The organism is Winogradskyella sp. 4-2091 (genome assembly GCF_045765065.1).
Lineage (GTDB): Bacteria > Bacteroidota > Bacteroidia > Flavobacteriales > Flavobacteriaceae > Winogradskyella.
Genome location: NZ_JBJKOD010000049.1, coordinates 1 through 693 on the forward strand (window position 1 = coordinate 1; position 693 = coordinate 693).

Below are 693 nucleotides of genomic sequence, written 5' to 3' on the forward strand. Positions count from 1 at the left end.
CCCCGAGGAAAAGAAATCAACCGAGATTCCGAAAGTAGCGGCGAGCGAAATTGGACTAGCCCTTAAGCTTTACACGCGTTAGACGAACGGTCTGGAAAGTCCGACGATACAGGGTGATAGTCCCGTAGTTGACGACGTGTGTTCAGTGAAATCGAGTAGGGCGGGACACGTGATATCCTGTCTGAATATGGGGGGACCATCCTCCAAGGCTAAATACTACTGACTGACCGATAGTGAACCAGTACCGTGAGGGAAAGGCGAAAAGAACCCCTGTGAGGGGAGTGAAATAGAACCTGAAACCGTGTACGTACAAGCAGTAGGAGCAGGCTTTGTCCTGTGACTGCGTACCTTTTGTATAATGGGTCAGCGACTTATATTCAGTGGCAAGGTTAACCATCTAGGGGAGCCGTAGGGAAACCGAGTCTTAACTGGGCGTTCAGTCTCTGGATATAGACCCGAAACCAGGTGATCTAGCCATGGGCAGGTTGAAGGTTGAGTAACATCAACTGGAGGACCGAACCGACTAATGTTGAAAAATTAGCGGATGACTTGTGGCTAGGGGTGAAAGGCCAATCAAACCTGGAGATAGCTGGTTCTCCCCGAAAGCTATTTAGGTAGCGCCTCGGACGAATACTACTTGGGGTAGAGCACTGTTAAGGCTAGGGGGTCATCCCGACTTACCAACCCTTTGCA

1 rRNA gene is annotated in these 693 nt (G+C 50.2%); it reads left to right on the plus strand.

The features are described from left to right. Nucleotides 1–693: ribosomal RNA gene (locus ACJBCC_RS17255) — 23S ribosomal RNA — on the plus strand; the annotation flags it as partial.